The organism is Pseudomonas sp. SG-MS2 (assembly GCF_009933855.1).
Taxonomy (GTDB): domain Bacteria; phylum Pseudomonadota; class Gammaproteobacteria; order Pseudomonadales; family Pseudomonadaceae; genus Aquipseudomonas; species Aquipseudomonas putida_E.
The window spans coordinates 1-4,686 of the sequence record NZ_MOMO01000151.1 but is presented as its reverse complement, the minus strand read 5'-3'; the positions used below and the strand labels follow the sequence as shown (position 1 = coordinate 4,686).

The window sequence follows — 4,686 nt, the reverse complement described above, 5'->3', positions numbered from 1 at the left end:
TAATGCCGATTATGTCTTCATATCCAGGAACACCCGCATGACCCAGATCAGCGTCGAACGCAAACACTCCCTCGGTCGCGAGGCCGCCCGTGCCAAAGCGCAAGCGCTGGTGGACAAACTGAGCCAGGAATACGACCTCAAGGCCACCTGGAACGGTGACCGTGTGGACGTCGCCCGCAGCGGCGCCAACGGCAGCGTACATATTGGCGAGGACAGCATCCGTGTCGAATTGAAGCTGGGCATGATGCTGTCGATGATGAGCGGCACCATCAAGAGTGAGATCGAGCGGGCGCTGGACAAGGCTCTGGTCTGAAAGCTGCAGCTGCTCTTAGGGTGAAGATTCTAATTTCACTCATTACCTTATGCTCAAGCCCAGCCTCCATGGGCGGTTTCTCCCTCCACTCATGAGCATGAGGTATAGAGCATGGCCAAAGTGAATGTGAAGAAAAAGGATGACGCCCAAAGCACGCTGGGCGAGGTGCGCGGCTACGCGCGCAAGATCTGGCTGGCAGGCATCGGCGCTTACGCCCGTGTTGGCCAGGAGGGTTCGGACTACTTTCAGGAGCTGGTAAAAGCCGGTGAAGGGGTCGAGAAACGTGGCAAGAAGCGCATCGACAAAGAACTCGATGCCGCCAACACCCAGATCGACGAAGCGAGCGAAGAAGTCAGCCGCGTACGTGGCAAGGTCGAAGTTCAACTCGACAAGATCGAGAAGGCTTTCGACGCGCGGGTCGGTCGCGCCTTGAATCGCCTCGGCATTCCGTCTAAACATGACGTTGAGGCGTTGTCCATCAAGCTTGAACAGCTGCATGAGCTGCTTGAGCGCGTCGCGCACAAACCATAAGGAGAGCAGGATGGCTGGCAAGAAGAATTCCGACAAAGACGGCAGCTCCTGGGTCGGCGGGGTCGAGAAGTACTCCCGCAAGATCTGGCTGGCAGGGCTGGGTATCTATTCGAAGATCGACCAGGACGGCCCGAAGCTGTTCGACTCGCTGGTGAAAGATGGCGAGAAGGCCGAAAAGCAGGCGAAGAAAACCGCCGAGGATGTCGCCGATAACGCCAAGGCCTCGACCACTTCGCGTGTGTCCGGCGTGAAAGATCGCGCACTGGGCAAGTGGAGCGAGCTCGAAGAAGCCTTCGACAAACGCCTGAACAGCGCCATTTCGCGCCTCGGTGTGCCAAGCCGGAACGAGATCAAGGCCCTGCACCAGCAGGTCGATAGCCTGACCAAGCAGATCGAGAAGCTGACCGGCGCCTCGGTCACACCGGTCTCCTCGCGCGCTGCTGCAGCCAAACCGGCAGCCAGCAAGACTGCGGCCAAACCGCTGGCCAAGGCAGCAGCGAAGCCTGCGGCGAAAACCGTGGCGGCAAAACCTGCGGCCAAGACTGCTGCGGCCAAGCCAGCAGCGAAGCCTGCAGCCAAGCCGGTTGCCGCCAAGCCTGCAGCCAAACCCGCTGCAGCGAAGAAGCCTGCCGTGAAAAAAGCGCCGGCCAAACCCGCCGCCGCCAAACCGGCAGCCCCAGCGGCCAGCGCCACACCGGCCGCTACCGCAGCGCCGTCGCCAAGCGCGGCACCGGCCAGCAGCACGCCGTCGGCACCGGTGAGCGCTGAAGCCTGACACCGGGTTGCCCTCATCGCCGGCAAGCCGGCCCACAGGTACCCCGCTGGTTTCAATGCCAGCAGGGTAGGTGTGGGGCCGGCTTGCCGGCGATGGGGCCAGCTGAGCACCTTGTAAGCTATCTATCCCTCCAGATACCGCACCGCCAACTGCTCCGCCGCCTCCCGCGCAGGCGCCTGCAGATGCGGCGCCACCAGCATCATCACCTGGTACACCACGATCCCTACATCCCCCTCGCGCCCCAGTACCCGCTGGTAATCCAGCGAAAACATGAGCGTCAGGGTGATCTGCTCCACCAGTTGCCCCAGTGCCTGCGTCTCACTGACCACCTGGCCCTGACCCTTGAGGCTGGCCAGCAATGCCGCCAGTGTGCGCTTGAGCGCATTGATCAGGCTGCGCATGCCCCGCGCCAGCTTGGGCAGGCGACCGGTCAGGTTCGACAGGTCCTGGAACAGGAAGCGGTACTGGGCCATGCGTTCGACAATCAGGTGCAGAAACAGCCAGTAGTCCTCGGCATCCAGGCGCACTTCCAGCGGTGGGTCCAGCAGCGGCACAAGCGCTTCTTCGAAGCGCTCGAACAGGCCGATTATCAAAGGCTCTTTGCCGTGGAAGTGGTAATACAGGTTGCCAGGGCTGATCCCTAGCTCGTTGGCAATCTCAAGGGTCGAAACGTTGGGCTCGCCCTGCTGGTTGAACAGCTGCAGGGCGCATTCGAGAATACGGTCGCGGGTCTTCATCCAGTCGTTGTGCTCATCGGGTCAGGACATAGGTGCCTGGCGCGGGGCCCAGCGGTGGGTAGGTTGCGTTGCCCAGCTCCACCCGCGGCGCCTTGAGCGGACCGGAACGTGGGGTTATCCACTCCAGCCACAGGGGCCACCAGCTGCCGTCGTTGCGCTTGGCATCGTGGAACCAGGCCCGCGGGTCGCTCGATAGCCTGGGGTTGTCCAGGTAGTAGGCCTTGGGGTTGCCGGGCGGGTTGATGATGCTCTGGATGTGCCCGCTGTTGGCCAGCACGAACCGTCGCTCGCCGCCCAGCAGCAAGGCCGAACGGTACACGGCATCCCATGGGGTGATGTGGTCATTGCTGCCGGCCACGGTAAAGCTGTCGAGGTTGACCTGCTTGAGATCGATGGGCGTGCCGCAGACTTCCAGCCCGGCGGGGTGGGTGAGCGGGTTGAGCTTGAAGAAGTCCAGCAGTTCGCCATGCAGGGCAGCGGGCAGTCGCGTGCTGTCGGCGTTCCAGTAGAGAATGTCGAAAGCAGGGGGCGTTTTGCCCAGCAGGTAATTGTTGACCCAGTAGTTCCAGATCAGGTCGTTGGGCCGCATCCAGGCGAAGATCCGCGCCACTTCGCTGCCATCCAGTACCCCGCGCTGATAAGAGCGACGCTTGGCCGCTTCGATGGTCTGCTCGTCGGCGAACAGGCTGGCGGGGCTGTCGAACTTGCTGTCGAGCAAGCTGACCAGGTAGGTGGCGCTGCGCACCCGGCGCAGTTGGTGCTTGGCTTGCAGGTGGCCCTGCAGCGCGGCCATGGTCAGGCCGCCGGCGCAGGCCCCCATCAGGTTGGGGTCGCGGTTGCCGCTGATGCTGCGGCAGGCGTTGAGCGCCTCTTCAAGCGCCTCCACGTAGCTGGACAGGCCCCATTCGCGGTGGCGCGGGTCGGGGTTGCGCCAGCTGACCATGAACACCTGCAAACCGTTCTTGAGCATGTACTGGACGAAGCTGTTGTTCGCCTGCATGTCGAAGATATAGAACTTGTTGATCTGGGGCGGCACCACCAGCAAGGGCCGAGCGTGCTGTTTTTCACTCATTGGCTTGTACTGGATCAGCTCCAGCATCTCGTTGCGAAACACCACAGCGCCCGGCGTGGCGGCCAGGTTGCCGCCCACCTCGAAGGCGCGCTCGTCCACCTGGCGCGGCAGGCCGTCGTTGTGGCGCAGGTCATCGAGCAGGTGGGCCACGCCGCGCACCAGGCTCTGTCCGCCGGTATTGAGCAGTTCCTTGACCGCCAACGGATTGAGCAACGAGTTGCTCGGTGCCAGGGCGTCGTTGATCTGGTTGAACAGGAAATGCGCGCGGGCCCGGTCATCGTCGTCCAGGTGGCTTTCATCGATCCACAGGCGGGTCTGCTTCTGCCAGGCCAGATAGGCCTGCAGGCCACGGCGGTAAAACGGGTTCTGGCTCCATGTAGGATCGCTGAAGCGCGCGTCCCGCGGGCTCGGCGAATAGGGTGTGTCGCCGAGCATCACGCGCCCCAGCTGGCCGCTCAGGGCGAGCAGGTGGCGTGCGGTATGCAACGGGTTGAGCAAGCCATGGCGGCCAACATTGCGCAGCGTGGAAATCAGGTCGCGGCCGCGCAGGCCGACGATCGCGTTCTGTGCGTTCATGCTCATGGCGGGGAGCGTTGTCGTTCCTTTGGCCGGTTTGTCTTTCATGGCAGCACTCCTTCGTCAGGCCACGGTCGGGACAGAACAACAGCAAACAGCACCCTAGCCGCCGGAGGCCGGGCGGGGGTGCATGACCGCGCGCTGACGTTCTTGCTCGAGGAACTTCATGATGATCGGGGCGACGGCCTCAGCCCGGGTGATCAGGAACAGATGACCGTCGTCGATAATATGTAGCTGGGCATTGGGAATTCGCCAGGCCAGCAAGCGCATGTTGATCAGCGGGATCAGCGGATCGTCGTCGCCGGCCAGCACCAGGGTGGGCTGCTGGATCTTGTGCAGCCAGTGGATGCTGGTCCAGCCCAGCCCGGCGAACAACTGCCAGTAATAGCCCAGCTTGCCGCCGGAGCGCACCTTGGAGGCATGGTGCATGGCAAGGTCAGGGTTGCGGCGAAAGGCGCCGCCATAGATCAGCGGAGCGATGCGAATCACATGTGAGGGCTGGATGTAACGCCGAGGGCTGGCCATGTTCCACAGTACTTTCGGCTTGCCCGGCACCATCACTGCACCGGCGGCGGTAGCGGCCAGCACCAATTTCTTGCAGCGTTCCGGATAGTCATGGGCGAACTGCTGGGCCAGGGCGCCACCCCAGGACACCCCGATCACGTTGACCTGGCCGTAGTCC

General features: G+C 62.9%; 6 protein-coding genes. 3 read left to right on the top strand and 3 right to left on the bottom strand.

The annotated features are described in order from the left end of the window. Positions 1-37 precede the first annotated feature (37 nt). The 3 genes from BLX42_RS12540 to BLX42_RS12530 all read left to right on the top strand — a co-directional run bounded on the left by BLX42_RS12540 (position 38) and on the right by BLX42_RS12530 (position 1,619). Positions 38-313, top strand: a complete 276-nt coding sequence (locus tag BLX42_RS12540) for a polyhydroxyalkanoic acid system family protein (protein ID WP_046785014.1) — start codon at positions 38-40, stop codon at positions 311-313. 111 nt (positions 314-424) lie between these two features. Further along, entirely contained in the window at positions 425-844 is a 420-nt protein-coding gene (locus BLX42_RS12535; RefSeq protein ID WP_046785015.1) for a phasin family protein, read from the top strand. A gap of 10 nt (positions 845-854) precedes the next feature. Continuing rightward, positions 855-1,619 (top strand): phasin family protein, encoded by a 765-nt coding sequence (locus BLX42_RS12530; RefSeq protein ID WP_161871889.1) that lies wholly within the window; start codon positions 855-857, stop codon positions 1,617-1,619. 122 nt (positions 1,620-1,741) lie between these two features. Here BLX42_RS12530 and BLX42_RS12525 read toward each other — a convergent pair whose 3' ends face one another. The 3 genes from BLX42_RS12525 to phaZ all read right to left on the bottom strand — a co-directional run. Then, the gene (locus tag BLX42_RS12525; RefSeq protein WP_115273414.1) at positions 1,742-2,356 is read right to left on the bottom strand and encodes a TetR/AcrR family transcriptional regulator; all 615 of its coding nucleotides are present in this window, start codon (positions 2,354-2,356) and stop codon (positions 1,742-1,744) included. Between the two features lie 13 nt (positions 2,357-2,369). Continuing rightward, positions 2,370-4,052, bottom strand: coding sequence for a class II poly(R)-hydroxyalkanoic acid synthase (phaC, locus tag BLX42_RS12520; protein ID WP_161871888.1), 1,683 nt, complete (start codon positions 4,050-4,052; stop codon positions 2,370-2,372). Between the two features lie 54 nt (positions 4,053-4,106). Continuing rightward, positions 4,107-4,686, bottom strand: a 580-nt coding sequence (gene phaZ, locus BLX42_RS12515) for a poly(3-hydroxyalkanoate) depolymerase (protein ID WP_161871887.1), incomplete at its 5' end; no start/stop codon positions are given.

Excerpts from the sequence above, each read along its gene's own strand:
- phaC (WP_161871888.1), bottom strand. The coding sequence starts at position 4,052 with ATGAAAGACAAACCGGCCAAAGGAACGACAACGCTCCCCGCCATGAGC.
- BLX42_RS12535 (WP_046785015.1), top strand. The coding sequence starts at position 425 with ATGGCCAAAGTGAATGTGAAGAAAAAGGATGACGCCCAAAGCACGCTG.
- BLX42_RS12540 (WP_046785014.1), top strand. The coding sequence starts at position 38 with ATGACCCAGATCAGCGTCGAACGCAAACACTCCCTCGGTCGCGAGGCC.
- BLX42_RS12525 (WP_115273414.1), bottom strand. The coding sequence starts at position 2,356 with ATGAAGACCCGCGACCGTATTCTCGAATGCGCCCTGCAGCTGTTCAAC.
- BLX42_RS12530 (WP_161871889.1), top strand. The coding sequence starts at position 855 with ATGGCTGGCAAGAAGAATTCCGACAAAGACGGCAGCTCCTGGGTCGGC.